Annotated in this window: 16 protein-coding genes; 7 read left to right on the top strand and 9 right to left on the bottom strand. The window is 69.9% G+C overall.

Translation table 11 applies throughout. The features are described from left to right. Nucleotides 1-33 precede the first annotated feature (33 nt). From AB0I53_RS13735 to AB0I53_RS13720, 4 genes are all read right to left on the bottom strand, one after another. The gene (locus AB0I53_RS13735; protein ID WP_358601373.1) at nt 34-192 is read right to left on the bottom strand and encodes a hypothetical protein; all 159 of its coding nucleotides are present in this window, start codon (nt 190-192) and stop codon (nt 34-36) included. 368 nt (nt 193-560) lie between these two features. Further along, nucleotides 561-1,190 (bottom strand): response regulator transcription factor, encoded by a 630-nt coding sequence (locus AB0I53_RS13730; protein ID WP_358601370.1) that lies wholly within the window; start codon nt 1,188-1,190, stop codon nt 561-563. Further along, entirely contained in the window at nt 1,187-2,350 is a 1,164-nt protein-coding gene (locus tag AB0I53_RS13725) for a GAF domain-containing protein (protein ID WP_358601367.1), read from the bottom strand. Before AB0I53_RS13725 ends, AB0I53_RS13730 begins: the two co-directional genes overlap by 4 nt. A gap of 562 nt (nt 2,351-2,912) precedes the next feature. Continuing rightward, entirely contained in the window at nt 2,913-3,527 is a 615-nt protein-coding gene (locus tag AB0I53_RS13720) for a LysE/ArgO family amino acid transporter (RefSeq protein ID WP_358601577.1), read from the bottom strand. Between the two features lie 82 nt (nt 3,528-3,609). On the opposite strand from AB0I53_RS13720, the gene AB0I53_RS13715 reads away from it, so the two are divergent. Then, nucleotides 3,610-4,515 (top strand): LysR family transcriptional regulator ArgP, encoded by a 906-nt coding sequence (locus AB0I53_RS13715; RefSeq protein WP_358601574.1) that lies wholly within the window; start codon nt 3,610-3,612, stop codon nt 4,513-4,515. Nucleotides 4,516-4,786: 271 nt separating this feature from the next. Here the strand turns inward: AB0I53_RS13715 and AB0I53_RS13710 are convergent, their stop codons facing one another. Together AB0I53_RS13710 and AB0I53_RS13705 are read right to left on the bottom strand one after the other, a co-directional pair. Continuing rightward, the gene (locus AB0I53_RS13710) at nt 4,787-5,413 is read right to left on the bottom strand and encodes an amino acid transporter (protein ID WP_358601365.1); all 627 of its coding nucleotides are present in this window, start codon (nt 5,411-5,413) and stop codon (nt 4,787-4,789) included. 27 nt (nt 5,414-5,440) lie between these two features. Further along, the gene (locus tag AB0I53_RS13705; protein WP_358601362.1) at nt 5,441-6,808 is read right to left on the bottom strand and encodes a Gfo/Idh/MocA family oxidoreductase; all 1,368 of its coding nucleotides are present in this window, start codon (nt 6,806-6,808) and stop codon (nt 5,441-5,443) included. Nucleotides 6,809-6,989: 181 nt separating this feature from the next. Between AB0I53_RS13705 and AB0I53_RS13700 the strand changes: the two genes are divergently transcribed. From AB0I53_RS13700 to AB0I53_RS13675, 6 genes are all read left to right on the top strand, one after another. After that, a complete protein-coding gene (locus AB0I53_RS13700) occupies nt 6,990-7,772 on the top strand; it encodes a DeoR/GlpR family DNA-binding transcription regulator (RefSeq protein ID WP_358601359.1) in 783 nt (260 codons plus the stop codon). Nucleotides 7,773-7,869: 97 nt separating this feature from the next. After that, the gene (locus tag AB0I53_RS13695; RefSeq protein WP_358601357.1) at nt 7,870-8,754 is read left to right on the top strand and encodes a sugar isomerase; all 885 of its coding nucleotides are present in this window, start codon (nt 7,870-7,872) and stop codon (nt 8,752-8,754) included. Between the two features lie 16 nt (nt 8,755-8,770). Continuing rightward, nucleotides 8,771-9,706 carry a hexose kinase gene (locus AB0I53_RS13690; protein ID WP_358601354.1) on the top strand — a complete coding sequence of 312 codons (936 nt, stop codon included), beginning with the start codon at nt 8,771-8,773 and terminating at the stop codon, nt 9,704-9,706. Beyond that, a complete protein-coding gene (locus AB0I53_RS13685) occupies nt 9,684-10,517 on the top strand; it encodes a class II fructose-bisphosphate aldolase (RefSeq protein WP_358601351.1) in 834 nt (277 codons plus the stop codon). The genes AB0I53_RS13690 and AB0I53_RS13685 overlap by 23 nt, the downstream gene beginning before the upstream one ends. A 194-nt stretch (nt 10,518-10,711) precedes the next feature. Then, nucleotides 10,712-12,112 carry a sugar porter family MFS transporter gene (locus tag AB0I53_RS13680; RefSeq protein ID WP_358601348.1) on the top strand — a complete coding sequence of 467 codons (1,401 nt, stop codon included), beginning with the start codon at nt 10,712-10,714 and terminating at the stop codon, nt 12,110-12,112. Nucleotides 12,113-12,244: 132 nt separating this feature from the next. Further along, complete coding sequence (locus tag AB0I53_RS13675) at nt 12,245-14,197, top strand: hypothetical protein (protein WP_358601345.1); 1,953 nt, start codon at nt 12,245-12,247, stop codon at nt 14,195-14,197. Here AB0I53_RS13675 and AB0I53_RS13670 read toward each other — a convergent pair. The 3 genes from AB0I53_RS13670 to AB0I53_RS13660 form a co-directional block, all read right to left on the bottom strand. Further along, complete coding sequence (locus tag AB0I53_RS13670; protein WP_358601343.1) at nt 14,088-14,846, bottom strand: hypothetical protein; 759 nt, start codon at nt 14,844-14,846, stop codon at nt 14,088-14,090. The genes AB0I53_RS13675 and AB0I53_RS13670 overlap by 110 nt on opposite strands. Before the next feature lie 16 nt (nt 14,847-14,862). Then, on the bottom strand, nt 14,863-15,813 hold the full coding sequence (locus AB0I53_RS13665) for a class 1 isoprenoid biosynthesis enzyme (protein ID WP_358601340.1): 951 nt from the start codon (nt 15,811-15,813) through the stop codon (nt 14,863-14,865). Between the two features lie 119 nt (nt 15,814-15,932). After that, on the bottom strand, nt 15,933-16,138 hold a 206-nt coding region (locus AB0I53_RS13660; RefSeq protein WP_358601338.1), incomplete at its 5' end, for a hypothetical protein.

Here is a 16,138-nt window from a genome sequence, read left to right as displayed (position 1 = left end):
ACTCCCGGCTGCGGCCGGGAGTGCAGGCGTTTCTCAGCCCACCGACACGGCCACGAACAGCAGAGCGATGGCGATGATCCCGGTGACGAGGATGATCAGCAGGTTCGACTTCTTGTCCATGGCGATCACCTTCCAGGCCGTCGCCGGAAGCCCAACGCCGACCGTTCGCGTCGACGGTCCCCTGACCTGCACATACTCCGGATCCAGCGCGGAATCGAACCGATGTGTGAGACGCAGGCCGCACAGCCGTCCCCCACACCTGTGGGGTTTCGCGGCGGAGCCGTCCTGCAGAAGCCATCTGGAAACTCCTTCGCGCAGTGGCGCATCCCCGCTGTCGGTGCCGGAGTGAACGGCCTGTTCGTCTCGATAGGCGAGGCGAACAGGCCGCTCACTTCATCCACCCAACGCCGGCGGGTGTGGAGCGAACGGACCGTTCGTCTCGATAGGCGAGGCGAACAGGCCGTTCACTTCAATAGCTGCGGGGCCGGCGGGGGGCTTCACCGTTCCGAAGGCACCCGCCGCCCTGCCGCGTCCCCGCGTAACCGCATCCGAGACAGGCTTTACAGCAGGCCGGACTGGGCGGCCTTGGTGATCAGCTCGATCCGGTTTCGGGCGTTGAGCTTGCGCATCGCGTTTCGCAGGTAGCCGGTGACCGTGTGCCTGGTGAGGCCGAGCTGCTCGGCGATCTCCGGGTTGGTCCGGCCCGCGGCGGCGTGCCGCAGCACGTCGTATTCACGTTGCGTCAGCCCGGTGTTGTGCAGCCGCGCGCGCATCCGGGGCGCCGCTCGGGCATCGACGCGCGGATCGAAGATCGCGATCCCGTTCACCGCCTGGCGCACCGCCGCCACCAGATCCGTCGCGCCGGCGTCCTTGAGCAGGCATCCGTCGACGCCCGCGTCGAGCGTCGCCTGGAGCGCGGCATGGTCGCGGTAGGCCGTGAACACCACGATCCGCGCGTCGGGCGCGGCCTGGCGCAGCGGCGCGACGAGCTCGCTGGCCACCGCGTCCGGCAACCGCAGGTCCAGCAGGATGACGTGCGGCCGGGCGCGGGCGACCAGCCGCACCGCCGAGGCGGCGTCCGGTGCGCCGCCGACCACGCGGATCGCCGGATCGTCGCGCAGCAGCAGGCGAACTCCGTCGAGCACCACCGGGTGGTCGTCGACGACGACGAGGCGGATGTCATCGCTCACGTCAGCGGAACCCGGATGCGCACGGTCAGCCCACCGTCCTCATTGGCCACCACCGACAGCGTGCCGCCGACCTCGCCGACCCGGTCGGCGGTGGCCCGCAGCCCGATGCCGTTGCCCTCCTGGCCCCGGCCGGACCAGCCGCTGCCGTCGTCGGTGACCGAGACGGTGATCCCGTCGTCCAGCGCGATCGTGCTGATGAGCACCGAGCGGGCGTTGGCGTGCTTCTCCACGTTGAGCAGCGCTTCGCGGGCGGCCGCGAGCAGCACCCGGGTGCGGTGCGGCCCGCAGTCCGGCACCGCGCCGACCTCGACCGACTGCGCCGTCGTGCCAGTTCGGCGCTGGAACGCCGCGCAGTCGCGGGACAAGGTCTCGGCGAGGCCGCCGCCCGGTTCACCGTGGTCGAGGGCGTGCACCGAGTCGCGGAACGCGGACGCCGTCTCCGCGAGCTGGTTCTCCAGCGACACCAGCCGGTCGAGCAGCTCGCTGCTGCCGCCTTCGGCGTGCGTCCGCAGGTCGCGCAGCTCCGCGCCCATCCGGAACAGCCGCGCTCCCACCGAATCGTGCAGTTCGGAGGCGATCCGGCGGCGTTCGGCAGCGGCGGCCGTCTCGCGCTGGCGTCGCGCCGTCGACGCCGTCTGCAGGGCGAGGCCGCCGCTGTTGGCGACGTGCACCGCGGCGTCGAGCTGCCTGCCGCCGAAGTCGGTGACCTCGTGCATCGCCGCGTAGACCACGCCGTGCACCTTGCCCGCCCGGACCATCGGCACCGCCAGCATGGTCTTGATGCCGTCGGCGGAGATCGGCCCGTCGAAGTCGTGGGTGATCAGCTGCGACGCGCAGTAGTCGTCGACCCACACCGGCCGCAGCTCGGCGAAGGACAGCCCGCCGAGCCCGAGCCCCATCGGAACGCGCAGGTCGTGCAGGCCGGTGGCGCAGGTGCCGTTCCACTGCCGCAGCACCAGCAGGCGGTCGGCCTCGACCGGCCCGGCCAGGCCGATGTGCGCGCCGCATTCCTCGCGCACCCGCTGCGCGAGCCCGCGCAGCGCGGCCGTGTCGTCGAGCAGGTGCAGCACCTGCGCGTGCTCGTCCAGCAGGTGCTCGAACCGAACGCCCTGTTCCGCCGCCCGTTCCACCTGCGCGCGGTGCCCTTGCGCCACCCGCACCCCAAACTTCCGTCCACTGTGTCCCAGCACGAGCGCCGGCCTGGGTTTCGGTGACCGGCGGAAGGTTTCGCGCTCCGGACGCCACCCCGGGGCGGCCGGAGCCCGATGCTACCCGGGGCCCATCCCGGGCCTGGCAGGGCTGAGCCGCGCTCGGGCGCGCCGCCGGAGGCTGCGAGGGCGAGCGCGTCGTGGACGTTGGCGAACTGCGTCCGCGCCGGTCAGCCGATGCGCACCACGTCCTGCGACTGCGGCTGCGCAACCTCGGTTTGCCCAACCGCGAAGGACGCATCGCCGCCTTGCGGAAGCTCGCCCTCCAAGCCCCGCCCCGGTCGTTGCCGGAATGCTCGGCCACCACCTCACCACTGCCGAAACCCGGGCCGCCGAGGCTGGTACGGCATGGAAGCAATACGCCCCCGGCGACCACAACACCGCCCTCGGGAAACAACAGGACAGCGGTTATCGGCGAGATTGATCTTGAAGCCGAAGTTTGACCGGCGAGACGCCGGGATCTCCGCGGCCATCGGCACCCATCTCCGACGTGGGTCTTCCACTGAAGGCAGGGTCAGAGGGTGCGGGCCAGCAGCATGGCGCCCATCGCGAGCATGGTGGCTGCGACCAGGGTGTCCATCACCCGCCAGGCGATGGGGCGGGACAGGACGCCGCTGAGGAGTCGGGCGCCGTAACCGAGTCCAGCGAACCACGCCAGGCTCGCCAGCATCGCGCCGAGGCCGAAGACCCAGCGCAGCGAGCCGCGGTCGGCGGCGATCGAGCCGAGCAGCAGCATCGTGTCCAGGTACACGTGCGGGTTGAGCCAGGTCATGGCCAGGCAGGTGAGCACCGCGATGCGGACGGAGCCCGCCGAGGCACCCTCCGTCGTCAGTACTTGTCCGGCGGGAGGTCGCAGTGCACGGCGGGCGGCCAGAATGCCGTAGCAGATCAGGAAGCCGCCCCCGGCCAGGCCGACCGCGGTCAGTGCGGCGGGCCACGCGGTGACCACGGCGCCAAGCCCGGCCACGCCGAGGGCGATGAGGACCGCGTCGGACACGGCGCAGATGCCGACCACCGCGAGGACGGCCTGCCCGCGCGCCCCCTGGCGCAGGACGAACGCGTTCTGCGCGCCGATGGCGACGATGAGGGACAGGCCTGTACCGAATCCGGCGATGGCCGCCGGGAACATGCCGCTGTTCACGTCACCTGACCCTATGGATCCCCGCGACATTAGTACAACTAAAGTTTCTTATCTATCATTAGCCATCGTGATGACTGAGCTGCCCTTCGACCAGGTGCGTACGCTGCTCGCCGTCGTCGACGAGGGCACCTTCGACGCCGCCGCTGCGGCTTTGCACGTGACACCTTCCGCCGTCAGCCAGCGGGTCAAGGCGCTGGAGCAGCACACCGGGCGGGTGCTGCTGATGCGCACGAAGCCGGTCCGGCCGACGGAGTCCGGGCAGGTGTTGGTGCGGTTCGCGCGCCAGCTGGCCGCCCTGGAGCGGGATGCGCAGACGGACCTGGGGATCGCACCCAGGTCGGGCCCTGCCCGGCTGCCCATCGCGGTGAACGCGGATTCCCTGGCCACCTGGTTCCTGCCTGCCTTGACGCGGGTGCCGCAGAGCCCGCCGGTCTGCTTCGACCTGCATCGCGAGGACGAGGCGCACACCGCGGCGCTGCTGCGCGAGGGGCAGGTGATGGCGGCGGTGACGTCGTCGGCTGAGCCAGTGGCGGGCTGCACCGTTCGCCCGTTGGGCCTGTCGCGGTATCTGCCGGTGGCGAGCCCGCAGTTCGCGGCGCGCCATCTGTCGACCGGACCGCTGGAGCGCTGCCTGCCCGACGCGCCGGTGATCGTTTTCGACCGGCGTGACGAACTGCAGGACCGGTTCGTTCGATCCCTCACGCATGACGGGGCGGGCGCCAGCCAGCTCCGTCACTACGTACCCACGTCGGAGGGCTTCTGCGACGCAGTGGCCACCGGTCTTGGCTGGGGCCTGGTCCCGGAACCGCAAGCGGAACCGCTGCTGCAGTCGGGCGCCCTCACGGAACTGGCGCCGGGGCGGCTGGTGGACGTGCCGCTGTACTGGCAGCAGTGGAAGCTGGATGTGCCGGCACTCGCACTCGTGGCGGAGACAATCGCCGCCGCAGCAGCCGAGTCCCTGCACACCCAGGGCTGACGTCATCACGAAAAGTCAACTGTTGTCAAGGGATTTGGCCACGGCGGATTACGTCACCGTGCCAGTACGACTCCGCGCCTCGGAGCCCGGCCTGCGACCGGGGTGCCGTAAGTGATCGGCCAGAACGCAACTCGGCTTGACCGCGATTCGCGGTGGAAGGCATCCATTGTGGTCGAGACCACGAAAGGCCCGGTGTGGACGCCATATCCGCATTGCCCCGACGTGACCGGACGACCAACGCGGGCTGAAGATCGCATCGCGGATCCGGTCTTCAGCCGGGATCGCGCGGTGCGTCAGCGCGGGCGAGCGCGGGTAGCCACGGGTGGGGCCCGGAGGTGGTCACGATCGCCTCGGCGAGCCAGCTCCGCTGTGCCGCGTCGAGACTCGGGAGCACCGCCGCGAAGTCGAACTCGTCCTTGGGGCGGGGATTCTTCTCCTTGTAGAACAGCTGGATCTCGGGCGCCAGGAACGGGATGCCGCCTTCGGTCCGGCCGCCGATCTCCGCGATGGGTCGGCGCAGGCGCCGCTCTCGCCTCGAAACCCAGTCGTCTCCGGCAGATTCGTCCAGCATCACCTGGATCCGCCAGGGCGAATCCGCGTTCCTCCGGCACCAGATGTCGTGCACGCCGGCGGGCAGCCGCTCGCCACGACTCCAGGGCCGGAGCGTTCCGGGCGGGTCGGCCGCCCACCATTCCCAGCCCGCCAGGGCCTGTTGGACGGCCAACTGATCGCGGCGGAGCAGCAGCACGTCGATGTCCCCGTGGTCGCGCAGCCCGCGCCCCAACGCGAGTTCGACCGCGTACCCGCCGGCCACCCACCAGGGCGCGGGCTGCCGCGCGAAGAGGCGTTGGACCTCGGCCGGCTCGGCCGGATCCCAGGGCCCGAGTTCTGGTGTCACGCACCGATCCTCGCAGTGCCCGCAACGTCAGGGCTTGGCGGAATCCGTCCCGGGATGCGGGGTGTCCCACCGGCCGCGGGTGAAGTCCGGGAAGTCGACCGCGGAGCTGCCGCCGGCGATCGACTCCGCGCTGAGCACGAACGGCGCGCTCCAGGTCGCGGAGTCGTAGACGTCGATGTCCGGCGACAACCCGAGGTGCATGGTCTGCGCGAGCCGGTAGAGCATCAGGTAGTCCATGCCGCCGTGCCCGCCAGGGCCAGGGCCGACGTCCTTCCACAGCCAGTGGTCGTGGCTCGCGTAGTCGTCCCAGTTGCCCCACTCGTGCGGATTGCCGGTCGGCTCCAGGTAGATCCGCGGCGGGTAGTCCTCGAACACTCCCCTGGTGCCCTGCAACTGGTTGAGCCGGCTGTAGGGCCGTCCGTTGGAGACGTCGTGCACGAGGTGGATGACGCGGCCCGCCTCGGTCTGGATCAGGCTCATGGTCGCGTCGCCCTTGACGTAGGGCTCCTGCCACGCCGGGTCGTCCGAGGGCAGGTGCTCCTGCCGGTAGGCGGCGAGCCCGAGCGCCGGGGTGCTCATGGAGGTGATCCGCGTCAGCCGGTCGCCGCGGTTGACGTCCAGGTACGCCGAGACCGGGCCGAGCCCGTGCGTCGGATACAGGTCGCCGTTGGCCTTCGTGTGCCACGCACGGCGCCACTGCTTCGCGTAGTAGGTCTTGGAGAACAGCAACTCCCGCAGGTCGTGCAGGTAGGCGCCGGCGCCGTAGAGCAGGTCGCCGAACATGCCGTCGTGCGCCATCCGCAGCACGCGCAGTTCGTTCTGCCCGTAGCAGCAGTTCTCCAGCTGGATGCAGTGCCGCCGGGTCCGCTCGGAGGTGTCGACGAGTTCCCACAGTTCGGCGGTGGTCACGCCGATGGGGCATTCCACGCCGACGTGCTTCCCGTTCCGCATCGCCGTGACCGCCATCGGCGTGTGCCATTCCCACGGGGTGGCGATGTAGACGAAGTCGATGTCGTCGCGGGTGCACAGGTTCTCGAAGTCGTGGTCGCCGCCGCCGTACTTGGCCGGTTCCGGCCTGCCCGCGTCGACCACGGCCTTGGCCGCGCGGTTCACGGCATCGGGATTCGCGTCGCACAGCGCGGTGATCGCGACGCCTTCGAGCTCCAGGAACAGCGGCAGCATGCTCGCGCCGCGGTTGCCCAGGCCGATGATCCCGACCCGGACGGTCTCGAGCGGCTCGAAGGGCACGCCCATCATGGAATCTCCCTTGGCCGCGGGCCAGGCCTGCTGCGCTGCGGCGGATCCGGTCACCAGATCGGCGAGCCCGAGCCCGGCGCCGGCCACCGCGCCGGTTCGCAGCAGGGTACGCCGGGAAAGAGGAGTGCCGTCGACCATCAGTCCCCTCCTGCATGAATGTGCTTGTTGAAACAATGTTTCGCGCAGAATTGCACACCCGCCCTCGATGCAGTACCGACGCACGGACGGTTCGGCGATGATCCGTTCGGCTGCCCCGCAGCGTCCGATGCGCGCGGAGCGCTGTAGTACTTTTCGTCGGGGCCGCGCGAAAGGATTGGTTGTGAACCGGCACGAACGGCTGAGCAAACTCCTGGACATCGTCGGCCGGCGCGAACGCGCCGACGTCGAGGAACTGGCCGCCGAGCTGGACGTTTCCGCCGCGACCATCCGCCGCGACCTCGACCACCTCGCGGACCAGCAGCTCCTCGCCCGCACCCGCGGCGGCGCGGTGGCCACCAACGTCGCCTACGACCTGCCGCTGCGGCACAAGGCCGCGCGGCACGCGCCGGAGAAGCAGCGGATCAGCGCGGCGGCCGCCCGGCTGGTCCAGCCCGGCATGGTGATCGGGCTCAACGGCGGCACCACCACGACCGAGGTCGCGCGCTGCCTGGCCACCCGGCCGGATCTCAGCGAGCGCGGCGATCCGGGGCTGACCGTGGTCACCAACGCGCTGAACATCGCCAACGAGCTGGTGGTCCGGCCGCACATCAAGATCGTGGTGACCGGCGGCGTGGCCAGGCAGCAGTCCTTCGAACTCACCGGGCCGCTGGCCACGCACATCCTGCAGGAGATCACCCTCGACCTGCTGTTCCTGGGCGTCGACGCCGTCGACAGCGAGCTCGGCGCTTACGCGCACCACGAGGGCGAGGCGAGCATCAACCGGCTGATGGCTTCGCGCGCGGCGCGCGTCGTCGTGGTCGCCGACAGCTCGAAGCTGGGCCGCCGCGCGTTCGCCCAGATCTGCGCCGGCGACGCGATCGACACGCTGATCACCAACGCCGGCGTCGACGACGAGGTCCGGCACGCCTTCGACGCCGCCGGGACCAGGGTCTTGATCGCCTGACTGATCAATGATGCTCGAATAGAGCATTGATCGAGCAATTTCACGCACTTAGCCTGATGGCTGTTTCATCCGCCGACGCCCTTCGGAGGAGCGCGCGATGGCGCAGTCGTTCGTGCAGGCCGAAATCACCAGTCAACCCGAGTGCTGGCGCCGGGCGGCCGGGCTGGCCGACTCGCTGCACGACGCGTTACCGCGGGCCGGCGAGCTGGTCGCGGCGGTCGGCTGCGGGACTTCGTGGTTCGTCGCGCAGTCTTTCGCGGCGCTCCGGGAAGCCTCGGGGCTGGGCGTGACCGACGCGTTCGCCGCATCGGAGATGCCGGTCGGCCGCCGCTACGACCGGGTGCTGGCCATCACGCGTTCCGGCACGACGACGGAGGTCCGGCAGCTTCTGACTTCCCTGCGGGGAAAAGTCCCCACCACGGTGCTCACCGCGACGCCCGACGCCGTGCGCGACGTCGCCGACGAGATCGTGGATCTGTCGTTCTGCGACGAGCGCTCGGTGGTGCAAACCCGGTTCGCCACCAGCACGCTCGCGCTGCTTCGCACGCACCTCGGGCAATCCCTGGCCGGTGCCGCCGACCAAGCCGAGGCCGTGCTCCGCAAGCCGCTCCCGAACCTGTTGGAAGCGAACCAGTTCACGTTCCTCGGCACGGGCTGGACGGTCGGGCTCGCGCACGAGGCGGCGCTCAAATTCCGCGAGGCGACGGGAATCTGGACCGAGTCCTACCCGGCGCTGGAGTACCGGCACGGCCCGATCAGCATCGCCGAGCCCGGGCGCGTGACGTGGCTTTTCGGCGCCGCGCTGACGGATCTGGAAACCGACGTGCGGCGCACCGGCGCGACGTTCGTCCGGCACGCCATCGACCCGATGGCCGACCTGGTCCGCGCCCAACTGCTCGCCGTCCGGCTGGCGCAGCGGCGCGGCCTCGACCCGGACGCGCCGCGCCATCTCAGCCGCTCCGTCGTGCTCGAACGCGGCTGACGGCGGAGGTGCGGCGGTGATCCTGGTCGTGACCCCGAACCTGGCGTGGGACATCACCTACGCGGTCGACTGCCTGAACCCGAACCGCACCCACCGCGTCGCCGCCGTCGCGGAGCGAGCGGGCGGCAAGGGCGTCAACGTCGCACGCGTGTTGCGCAGGCTCGGCCACGACGCCACCGTGTGCGGCTTGGCGGGCGGGCCGACAGGGGCGGCGATCGAACGGGATCTGACTGCGTCGAACATCGCCCGGGAGCTCACCGCGATCGGCGGGAACTCCCGGCGGACCGTGGCCGTCGCTGCCGCCGACGACGGGAACGCGACGCTGTTCAACGAGCCCGGCCCTGAGATCACCGGGCCGGAGTGGGACGGCTTCCGGGCCGCCACGACCGAGCTGATTCCGCGTTTCTCCGCGGTGGTGCTCTCCGGAAGCCTGCCACCGGGCGCTCCCGCCGATGGCTACGCCGCGTTCGTCGAGGCGGCGACGAGCTGCGGGATACCGGCCATTGTGGACACTTCGGGCGAAGCTCTGCGGCAAGCTCTGGCGGCGAACCCGGCCCTGGTCAAGCCGAATGCCGAAGAACTCCTGGCGAGCACGGGGATCGCCGATCCACTGCGCGCCGTGACCGATCTGCGGCAGCGGTTCGCCGGCGACGTCGTCGCATCGCTCGGCGCGGACGGCCTGCTCGCCGCAACGAGCGAAGGCACGTGGCGGGTCGTTCCCGGGCGGTCGGTGCACGGCAATCCGACCGGGGCGGGCGATGCGGTGGTGGCGGCGCTGGCAGCCGGATCGGTCAGCGGCTCGGCATGGCCGCAGCGGCTCTCCGAAGCCGTCGCGGTTTCCGCCGCCGCGGTCACCGTGCCCACCGCGGGCGACTTCGACCTGGACCACTACCGGATGCAGCTCCGCGAGGTGCGATTGGAGGAGATCCATGCCGCTGGCCAAAACGGCTGAGATCGTCGCCGACGCGTACGCCCGCGGCGCCGGGGTGGCATCGCTGAACGTCGTGCTCCTCGAACACATCACGGCGATCATCGACGCCGCGGAGAACCGGAACCGCCCGGTGATCCTGCAGGTCAGCCACAACGCCCTGCGCTACCACGGCTCGCTCGGCCCGATCGGCTCGGCCATGCTCGCCGCCGCCGGCAACGCCCGGGTTCCCGTCGCCGTGCACCTCGACCACGCCGAATCCCCGGAACTGGTGCGGGAAGCCGTCGCCCTCGGTTTCTCCTCGGTGATGTTCGACGCGTCCACTTCGGACTACGCGGCGAACGTGCGGGCCACCGCCGGAGTCGTCGCGCACTGCCACGAGCGCGACATCTGGGTGGAGGCCGAGCTCGGCGAGATCGGCGGCAAGAACGGCGTGCACGCGCCGGGTGCGCGCACGGATCCGGCCGAGGCCGCCCGGTTCGTCGCCGCCACCGGTGTCGACGCCCTGGCCGTCGCGGTCGGCACCTCGCACGCCATGCTCACCCGCGACGCCGAGCTGGATTTCGGGCTGATCGCACGGCTGCGCGCCGCCGTGCCCGTGCCGCTCGTGCTGCACGGATCGTCCGGAGTGGACGATGCGGGCCTCGGTGCCGCCGTGCGGGCCGGGCTGACCAAGATCAATATCGCCACGCGGCTGAACGCGGCGCTGACCGCCGCCGCACGCCGGCACATCGACGCGCATCCCGCCGTCGTCGACCCCCGCAAGTACCTCGGACCGGCCCGGGCGGCCGTGTCCGCGGAGATCGAGCACCTGCTGGACGTCCTCGGGACCTGACCGCACCAACGGGTCTTTTCAGAATGCGGCGCCAGCCGCATGCGGTGAGGGCGAGGACAGCCCCAGCGCCGCGTATTGGACATACACAAGTCGGGGATCCCGGAGTCCAGACGGCGGCCGTAATTCCCGCAGAGGGGGCCGCCACCCGCACCGCCCCGAAAGCCCACCCCGAAACCACTTCTAAGGAGGGTGTCATGTCCGGAGCTTCCCCTGCGCTGGGCACTGCCTCGGCAACGGCTCGCCGGATCGCGATCGCCGCCGCGACCATCGGCGTCATCTACGGCTACGACATCGGTAACGTCTCCGGCGCGCTGCTGTTCATCACCGAGGAGATGCGCCTGTCCCCCGCGCTGCAGGGCAGCGTGACCACGGTGCTGGTGGCGGGCAACATCGTCGGCGCGCTGCTCGCCGGGAAGCTGGCCACCGCGATCGGCCGGAAGGCGACGATGATCGTCGTGGTGCTCGGCTACGCGGTGTTCGCCGCCTGGTCCGGGCTGGTCTCCGACATCCTCTGGCTCGACATCTCGCGTTTCTTCCTCGGCATCAGCATCGGGTTGTCGCTGGTGGTGGCGCCGATCTTCCTCGCCGAGTCCGCGCCGGCGGCGATCCGCGGCGCGCTGGTCGTCGGCTACCAGGTCGCCACCGTGACCGGCATCCTCGCCGCCTACCTGGTCGACTGGAGCCTGGCCGCGTCCGGGAACTGGCGGCTGATGCTCGCGCTGTCCGCGGTCCCATCCGTGCTGGTGGTCTTCCTGCTGGTGCGGCTGCCCGACACCGCGCGCTGGTACGTGCTCAAGGGCAGGCATGACGAGGCCCGCCGGACCCTGCGGCTGGTCGACCCGGGCGCCGACGTCGAACGCGAGCTCGCCGAGATCCGCGCCGACATCGCGGCCCAGCGCGGCGGCAGGTTCGGCGAGATGTTCCGCCGCCCCTACTCCGGCGCGACGATGTTCGTGCTGGTCCTCGGTTTCCTCGTGCAGATCACCGGGATCAACGCAATCACGTACTACAGCCCGATGATCTTCAAGCAGATGGGTTTCCAAGGCAACGCCACCGTGCTCGGGCTGCCCGCGATCGTGCAGGCGGCGGCGCTGGTGGCGACCATCGGATCGCTGTTCGTCGTGGACCGCGCCGGGCGGCGCCCGATCCTGCTCGGCGGCATCGCGGCGATGATGGCCGCCGGCGTCGCGATGATCCTGGTGTTCGCCACCGGGTCGCTGGGCGGCGGCGGATCGTGGTGGGGTTTCGCGGCGATCCTGGTGTTCACCGCCGGGTTCAACTTCGGATTCGGCTCGCTGGTCTGGGTGTTCGCCTCAGAGAGCTTCCCCGCGCGACTGCGCGCCTTCGGCGCGTCGCTGATGCTGACCGCGGACCTGGTGGCGAACCTGATCGTCGCCCAGTTCTTCCTACCGCTGATGGACGGCCTCGGCGGCACCACCACCTTCGCCATCTTCCTGGCGCTCGCGGCGATCGCCTGGGCGTTCGTGTTCCGATTCGCCCCCGAAACCAAGGGCCGCTCCCTGGAAAGCATCCGCTCCTACTGGGAGAACGGGGCCAACTGGCCCACCGACCCCGCACCACACCGCGGCGAATAGCGGTAGCCCGGCGCAACGACGTCCGAGGTCTCGGGCCGGGTGTGTTTTGGGGTGCCTTCAACGGTTCTGCGGTCGTTCCTGTTCCCGAGCGGCCGAGTTCGGTTTAATGATCGAGTGTCGCGAAAAGGAGCGTTGGGACGCATCACGTTGTGGGCGGCGTTGGTGCTCGGACTCACGATCATGTGGGTTCAGTACGGCGCTGCCACCGCGACGACCCTGCTGACCATCGTTTCCGGCGCGGCTGCAGTGGCGCAGGCCGTTGCCGCCTGGCGGTTGCGCTCGAAACTGATGGAGCCGAGCACACCGGAACAGGTGGACCGTGCCGCCGAGGCGTTGGCCTGGGAAGTGCGCACACAGCGGGAGGCCGAGGCCGACCAGCGACTTCTCGAGGATGCAGGATCGCTGCCGATCCGATGGCAGGCCAGGGGCGGCGCGGATGCAGGAGACCTGGCTCAGCTCATCGCCTCCTACGCCGACAATCCGCGCCGCCTCGTAGTGATCGGCGAGCCGGGTGCTGGGAAGACGGCCTTGTGCCTGTTGCTGACTCTGGAACTGTTGCGTCGGCCCGCGCCGCCCCAGGTGCCCGTGCTGCTCCAGATCTCCTCGTGGGATCCGTCGGAGAACCTGCACGCCTGGCTGATCCGCAACATCCTCGACGACTACCCGTTCCTCGGCAACGAGGCGCGCTATGGCGCCACTGCGGTGCGGGATCTGATTGCGCAGCACCGAATCCTGCCGGTGCTCGACGGTCTTGACGAAATGGCCGCCAATGACCGGGCCACCGCGTTGCGGGCCATCGAGCTGGACGCGCGCAACGCCGAGCCGGTTGTGCTGACCTGCCGCAGCGACGAGTTCCACTCGGCGAACACGACCGGGATCGTGCGCGATGCGTTGGTGGTGCAGCTGTTGCCGATAGCCGCTGAGACCGCTGCCGACTACCTGCTCGAAGCAGCACCCGATGCCGGCATCGATCGCTGGGATCCCGTGCTGGCCAAACTCACCGAGGGGCACGACGAGCCGATCGTCGAGGCACTGCGTACGCCGCTGATGCTCTTCCTGGCCCGAACCGCGTACGCCCATCCCGACACTGATCCTGCGGAACTGCTCGCTCTTCCCGACGCGCGCCAAATCGAAGAACGCCTGCTGGATGTGTTCACCCGACACGCTTTCTCGACGCGGCCGCCCTCTCCGTTGTCAAGGCCCGTGCACCCGGCGCGACGTTGGGATCCAGCGAAAGCCGAGCGGTGGCTGGTTTTCCTCGCCCGCAGCGGCGGGCGAGAGATCGCCTGGTGGCGCCTCCACGAGCTGGTGCCGAAACCGGTGTGGCCCAGCGCAGGCGCGTTGATCGGCGGCGCGTCGTGCACGTTGTTGGGCTGGTTGTTCTTCGGGCTGTTCGGCCGCCCGGGCTTCGGGGCATTGCTCGGGCTCGCGGTCGGTGTTACCTGCGGGCTCGGGCTGAGCTTCGTCCGACCGGAGAATCCTCGGCGGTTCGTACCGAGGCCGCTGCGTCGGCGCGAACTCGCTCGCGACCTCGGGTTCGGTGTGATCGGCGCGCTGGTCGGCGGGATCATCGTCGGTGTGCTCTGGGGCGCTGGTTTCGGGGTGGTGATCGGGTTGGTCTTCGGGCTCGCATTCGGCGTAGTCCGCCGGTTCACCGAGCCGACCGAGTCGCGCGAGGCGGTCACCCCGGCCCGAACGCTGCGCGACGACGAACTGGCGGTGCTCTATGCAGCGGGGCTCGGTGCCGTGGTCGGAGTCCTGGTCGGGGCGTTGATGGGCGGCGTTTTCGGCGCGGCCGACCGAGGACTGATCATCCCGATCGACGATCCCGCGCTTGTCGGCCTGGTCGGCGCGGCGGTCGGCGGATTGATCGGTGCCTGCGGGCTCGGTCTCGTCGTGCTGTCCACGAGTGCTTGCGGCGCTTTCCTCGTCGTCCGGCTCTGGCTCGCGCTGCGCGGCCGAACGCCGCTGCGGCTCATGTCCTTCCTCGCGGACGCTCATCGACTCGGCGTACTGCGTCAGGTCGGCCCGTACTACCAGTTTCGGCACGCGGTGTTGCAGGATCGGCTGGCTGCGCGACCGTAAGCGCCACCGGCCCGCCCAACAGCCAATAGGTGCGACTGCCCGAGGGCAGCATTTCGTACCGCGCGTCCAGGAACCGGGCACGCGCCCGCATACCGGGCCGCAGCATCGGAACGAAGTCCACGTCGCCGAGCCTTCGATGGGCACGTTCTAGGGCGCGAGGCGGATAAGTGATGTCGAGGAGCACCGTGGTTTCGGCGTCCGGCCTGCGCAGCAGGTCCGCCACCGCGTCCGGATCGGTCAGGTCGTAGGTGCGGTCGCCCACGCCACAGCGCACCACCTCAAAGTTCGCCGCCCGCAACGCGGCTGACCGCTCGGCGAGCCAGACAGGCTCGAACGCGTACTGCTGCCGCTGCAATGCCATCAGTGTTGCGGTGCGCAACGCGGTGTAGGCCGCCAGCGCGACGCCGCAGCTCGTGACCGATTCACGCATCGAACCGACGACGACGAGCTGTCCAGCCGCCACCAGCACGACCGACACGAGCACCAACCACGAGCTCCGCCGATGCGCCGCCTCGAACGCAGGCTCGCGCAGCGCGGTCAGCCCGTACCGCATGGCTGCCGCAACCCCACCGGCCGGCGGCAGCGGCACGGGCAGGTCCGGACGTAGCGGACCCTGCTCGGAGAAGACGCCGCCTCGCACGAGATCCACCATCCTCCGGTCGACGTCACCTGTCAGCCCCGGTTCGTCGTACCCGCGCCCACTTTCGAGCCAGGGATACCAGCACTCTTGCCGGAGTCCCCGCGGCGAGCCGACTCGGCCAACGGCGTCGTAGGAAGGATCCCCACAAATCGACGTAGATGACACCGCAGAGCGGTTGGGACCGGCCGTAGAAGTCGCACAGCGCGGGGCGAAGCCTTCGCAGCTGTCGGCAAATGTGGGCGAGTGACAGCTCTCCTCTCGTCGCCGAGGTGGTGATCCCGATCTTCCTGTCGGCCGCGACGTCCATGTAGTCGTCGAGGAGTTGCAGTGCCTCGCCCAGTTCCCGCACGAGTTCCAGTTCCCGGATTCCCATCGCCGGTCGCTGCAACGCGAATAGCACCACCAACGCGTGTCCGCCCTTGGCCCGCGTGATCTCCGCCAGGACCGGCGACGGAATCGTGGGGTCGCGCTGTCGCTGCGACCTGACCTGCACTTCGTGCAATGCGGCCAGCGCGAAGTTGATGGGATCGTCGTGACTCCGGCCGAGCCGCCGTGCCAACTCCAGGTACAGGGCGAACAACAGCCGTTCGACGGCGTTGGCCGGTGCGAACGCGCCGCCGGCGAACAGCGTCGAAAGCCGCTCGAGCAGATCGTCGTCGCCGTACTCGTCGACGAGGTCGTCATACACCCTGGCGACCGCGCCGCCGAGCACTGCGAGATCCGCGCGAAAGGGCACCTTCGCGATGGCCGCGTAGCCGGAGACCAGGAAGCACAGCGTGGCGCATACCTCGCACATCGAACCGTCCACGTACCGGCGAGGGCCCGAACGGCCCAGCGTCGACTCGACGATCGGAGCGACCACTCGCTCGTACGTGGCTACGTACTCGACGGCACGGCGCCCAAGCGACGGCACAGCACCGGCAAGTTCGACCGACCGCCCGAGCGCGAGAAGATCCCGCCACAGTCCGCTGTCCATGCGTCGATTCGAGTGGTCGGTGCGAGCGAAGTCGAGACGCCACAACGGTAGAAGTCGAACCAGCACGAACAGCCCGGCGCGTCGAGATTATGAGTGGGACGGCCGTTCTGATGAGCCCTCTACTGCGTCCGGTCCCACTCAGCTGCATCGCGGCGGAAAGAATCCGCTCCTACCTGGAAAGTAGCCCGCTGGTCCACCGCCCCGCACCGCACCGAACGGCCGCTGCCCTGGTCGACGCAGCCTGAGCCCTGGGCCTTGGCGTCGGTGGTGTTCCTGCTGTGCGTGCTGGTCGAAATCGTGTCCGGATCTATCCGCCAGGCGTTGC

Origin of the sequence: Saccharopolyspora sp. NPDC050389, from assembly GCF_040655595.1 — a bacterium.
Classification (GTDB): domain Bacteria; phylum Actinomycetota; class Actinomycetes; order Mycobacteriales; family Pseudonocardiaceae; genus Saccharopolyspora.
The sequence above is the reverse complement of the archived record's forward strand: the minus strand, read 5'-3'. Positions and strand labels throughout refer to the sequence as shown.